This window comes from Mesorhizobium sp. M7A.F.Ca.MR.362.00.0.0, assembly GCF_004023175.1.
Taxonomy (GTDB): domain Bacteria; phylum Pseudomonadota; class Alphaproteobacteria; order Rhizobiales; family Rhizobiaceae; genus Mesorhizobium.
Genome location: NZ_RZTF01000214.1, coordinates 1,510 through 5,511, shown reverse-complemented (window position 1 = coordinate 5,511; position 4,002 = coordinate 1,510). Strand labels below are relative to the sequence as shown.

Here is a 4,002-nt window from a genome sequence, read left to right as displayed (position 1 = left end):
GTTCGAGCTGCGGCCCGAACTGGGCTTCTGCGGCGCCGGCGTCGACATGTTGATCCGCGGCCGCATCGCCATCGGCAGGCCCGATCCGGTGTTCAAATTCGGCCGCATCCCTGTATTGGCGATGTTCTTCACGATCTTCATGCACCCGACGGTCGTCTACAACAGGAAGGTCATCGACGACAGCGTTCTCCACTACGACCCGATCTACAGGCACGCCGAGGACTTCGATCTTTTCAGGCGGCTGGCCGGCCGTTACCCGGCAGCCATGATGCCCGAAAACCTGGTCGTCTACCGCGTCCATCAGGCAAGCGTGACCAGGCGGCACGTCACGGAGATGCGCAGGACGCATTTGCGCATCGTGGCCGAGAATCTTGAGCGCGAGGGCCTGGCGCAGGCCACGCGGGACCTGCGCGACATCGGCGATGCGGTCAGCCACGACACGGTCGCCCGTGCGGCCAGCTTCATCGTCGCGCTGGAGGAGGAAATCCGCTCGCTGCCGGCGGCGACGCGGCCGAGCTTCGAGGCTGGCGCGCTGAACCTGTTCTATTTCCTCTACCAGCTCGTCGCCGACGAAAAGCAGCCGGCGCTGACGCATGAATTGCTGACGCGGACCGCGAAATGGAACGCCATCCGGCGCCGCGAGCAATATGCGCTGCGGCCCGGCGCCTGGGCGCCCTGGCTCAGCCTCGCCTCGCTGTCGGCCGCCAGACAAGCCGATGCCATGGCGTACTTCTTCAAATCCGCACCCGCCGCGGCGGTTCTGGCGTCTCATCGGTTGAGTTAAAGGCATGATCGTCAAAGCCCACCAAGCTCTGCAGCGCGATCGTTCGACGGCGCTTGACCCTGCCCCGACCGGTCGCGGCCGTGACCGATCGGCGCCGGAAGTCAGCTTCATCATCTGCACCCGCAACCGCGTCGCCGTGCTCGATGCCTGCATCAAGTCGGTACAGGCCGCCTGCCGCGCACATGCCGGATTCGCCGCCGAACTCGTGGTCGTCGACAACGGTTCGAGCGACCGCACGGCCGAACGCCTGGCCAGCATCGCCGCTGCGTCGGACATTCCGTTCACGCCCGTCTGCGAGCCGCGCCCAGGATTGGCGGCTGCCCGCAACGCCGGGCTGCGGCGCGCGCGCGGCCGTGTGCTCGTCTTCGTCGACGATGACTGCGCGCTCCATCGCGACTATTTGCGCGATCTGGAGCGACACTATGCGTCCGGGGAACAATGGCTCATCCGGGGCGGCCGTGTCGAGCTTGGCGATGCCAGGGATTTGCCGTTCACCATCAAGCGGTCGTGGGCGCGCGAGCGGCTGACGCCGGATGTTCATCCCGGCGGTTTCGTGCTGGGCTGCAACATGACGATGCACCGCGACGTCGCGGCCCGCATCGGCTATTTCGACGAACGCTTCGGCGCCGGCGGACCATTGCGGTCGGCAGAGGATACCGATTATCTCGTGCGCGCGATGCTGCTCGGCATCGCGGTCGAGTATGTGCCTGATATGACGATATTCCATCATCATGGCCGGCGGGATCGCAAAGCCATCGAAAAGCTGCACCGCGACTACAGTCTGGGCAATGGCGGGCTCTGCCTGAAGCATGTTCGCCACGCGCCCTGGCTGCTTCGCCATTTCTACTGGGCCGCAAGAGGGGCTTTCCGGGAATTGACGGGGGGACCCGCCTTCGATCGTGAACTCAACCTGCCGCACTGGCCGATCGTCGCCATGAATTTGCTCGGCGCGGCCAGGTTCGCGGTTCTCCTGCTGGCCAGACGGCCGCGGGCCGAGCCGGTGCGGCAAGATCAGCAAGCCAATGCCCAGGCGAGGTGAAACGCTATAATGCCGATGCTGCCGCCAAGCCTGCCGATGCTGTTCCGGGCGTTCGGAAAGCGGCAACTGCGCCTGCTTCCGGCGGTGGTGGTACTCGGCCTGGTCAGCGCCGTCCTCGAAGGGTTCGGCATTGGCCTGATCATCCCGTTGCTGGGCATCATCATGGGACATGGGGATGCGGCCGGCATGGACGGCTTCTCCGCTGCCCTCCAGCATGTCGGATCGGGCCTGAGCGAGCGCGACCGGCTTGTGGTCATTTCGGTCGCCATCCTCGGCTCGATCGTCCTGAAGAACGTCTTCGCCTTCGCCAACACGCTGCTGACGACCTTCATCTCCGGCAAGGCAAGCCATTCCATCCGCAGCGCCTTGTCGGAGCAGCTGTTGCGGGTCGGCTACCCGTTCTTCCTGCGGCAAAGCCCCGGACGCCTGCTCAACATCATCTCCAACGAATCCTGGCGGGCCTCCGATGCGATCCAGATCATGCTGTCGGCCATCGTCAGCGCATCGGCCGCCATCATCCTCCTGGCTTTCCTGTTGTTGCTTTCGTGGCGCATGACGCTTCTGGTCACGCTCGGACTGGCGCTCGTCCAGATCGCGCATGCCATCCTCTCGGCCAATCTGAAGGAGCCCAGCCGCAGCGTCGCTTCGCGCAACGGCCATCTCGCCTCGCAGATGCTTCACCTTGTGCATGCCGGACGGCTGATCCGCATCTTCGGACAGGAGAACCGGGAAAAGGCGATATTCGACACGGCGTCGGATGCGGTTCGCCGCGCTTCCTTCGCGCTGCTCGTGCGCCAGGGAGCGCTGCCGCCGCTGACGGAGGTTCTCCACGCCATGCTGTTCCTGGCGGTGGTGATCGGCGCCTGGCTGGCGCAGGTGAGTTTCCCGCTGATTATCGCCTTCGTCATCCTGCTCTACAGGCTGCAGCCGCATATGCGGGCCCTGCAGGGCTCGTGGAGCCAGCTGCAGGGCCTGAGCGGATCGCTAGAAGAGGTGACATGGCTGCTGGATCCCGCCGGCAAGCCGCAACCGCCGCAAGGCGACGGGCCGTTCCACGGCCTGCGCCAGGGCATCAATTTCGACGATGTGACGTTCACCTATTCCGGCACGGACCGGCGCGAAGTGGTGCTGCATGCGGCGACATTCGAAATCCGCGGTGGCCGCTCGACGGCGCTGATCGGCCGCTCGGGCGCCGGCAAGACGACGATCGTCAATCTCCTGTGCCGCTTCGTGGAACCGGACACCGGCAGCATCCTCGTCGATGGATCGCCGCTCGACCGGATCGACGCCAGCCAGTGGCGCCGCCACATCGCCCTGGCCAGCCAGGAACTGGAACTGGTCGACGGCAGCATTTTTGACAACATAACCTACGGCCAGGATGCGGCGACAGCCGGCGATGCCGAGGCCGCCGCAAGACTGGCCGAAGCGCATGAGTTCATCGAAAGGCTGCCTCAGGGCTACGAGACCCTGGTCGGCTACAGGGGCGTCAATCTGTCGGCGGGACAGAGGCAGCGGATCGCCTTGGCCAGAGCCCTGGTGCGCGATCCCGATCTCCTCATCCTGGACGAAGCCACCAATGCAGTGGACGGGCTGTCGGAAGCGGCCATCGTCGAGACCCTGAAGTCGAGAGCCGGCCGCCGCACGACCATCGTCATCAGCCACCACCACAGCACCATCTCGTTCTGCGACGACGTGGTCATCCTGAGCGGCGGCCGGGTGAAAAAGCAGGCCCCTTTCGGCGCCCTGGCCTCGCTCAGCATGGACGAGCTTTATCAGCACGAGCCGCTCGACTGAGAAGGCACCGGGCCGGCCCGCGATCGCTTCCCGGGCGTGTTTGCAGCCGCCGGCCGGCGGGTCGTCGCAAAGGTTCGAATCAGAAGCTTGGGGAAGTGCCGCTGGCACCTTCCGTGATCGCACCAATGCCGTGCGGGACCGAGGCGCGCTACCTTACCTGTGCGGCGGACCTGTCGATCCGCCTGGCCGGTGCCCCATTGGGCTTACTCTCCGGGTGAGGTGCCGGCCTCCCATGCACAAAAACAAAACCTGAAGCGCGTCGCCTGAATCCTTTCAGGCGTGGCAGGCCTCAGCCAGCGGCGCCGACATTTCTGCGCATGCGCCGCCTGCCCGTCGTCCGTGCTTTCTTCGCCATTGCCCCGGCTATCTCGACCACGCCGTCCTC

At 65.4% G+C, this 4,002-nt stretch carries 4 protein-coding genes; all 4 read left to right on the top strand.

Annotation, left to right across the window (positions count from 1 at the left end; translation table 11 throughout):
* Positions 1-375 (top strand): hypothetical protein (locus tag EOC06_RS45170; protein ID WP_368773597.1); only part of this gene is annotated, 375 nt, incomplete at its 5' end.
* The gene (locus tag EOC06_RS45165) at positions 359-784 is read left to right on the top strand and encodes a hypothetical protein (protein WP_368773596.1); all 426 of its coding nucleotides are present in this window, start codon (positions 359-361) and stop codon (positions 782-784) included. The genes EOC06_RS45170 and EOC06_RS45165, both read left to right, overlap by 17 nt.
* 4 nt (positions 785-788) lie before the next feature.
* Positions 789-1,823: a glycosyltransferase family 2 protein gene (locus EOC06_RS23140; RefSeq protein ID WP_128308878.1), complete on the top strand. Its 1,035-nt coding sequence runs from the start codon at positions 789-791 to the stop codon at positions 1,821-1,823.
* 9 nt (positions 1,824-1,832) lie between these two features.
* Positions 1,833-3,617: an ABC transporter ATP-binding protein gene (locus EOC06_RS23135; RefSeq protein WP_128308877.1), complete on the top strand. Its 1,785-nt coding sequence runs from the start codon at positions 1,833-1,835 to the stop codon at positions 3,615-3,617.
* Positions 3,618-4,002 lie beyond the last annotated feature (385 nt).